Raw genomic sequence first — 228 nt, 5'->3', positions numbered from 1 at the left:
GCGACAAGGTTTCGGAAGGCGAGCGCACGGCGATCTCCGACGCGATCGCGGCGCTTAAGACAGCGACCGAAGGCGACGACCCGGCCGACATCGAAGCCAAGAGCCAGTCGCTTGCCGAGGCTTCGATGAAGCTTGGCCAAGCTATGTACGAGGCTTCGCAGAAGGAAGCGGCGGAAGCCGACGCCAAGGCGGATGCCGCCAAGGACAGTGACGTTGTCGACGCCGATT

At 63.6% G+C, this 228-nt stretch carries 1 pseudogene; it reads left to right on the top strand.

The features are described from left to right. Positions 1-228: pseudogene (gene dnaK, locus EOB49_RS36075) on the top strand (molecular chaperone DnaK); the annotation flags it as partial.

It is taken from the genome of Mesorhizobium sp. M7A.F.Ca.MR.148.00.0.0 (assembly GCF_003997735.1).
Classification (GTDB): Bacteria; Pseudomonadota; Alphaproteobacteria; order Rhizobiales; family Rhizobiaceae; genus Mesorhizobium.
The sequence above is the reverse complement of the archived record's forward strand: the minus strand, read 5'-3'. Positions and strand labels throughout refer to the sequence as shown.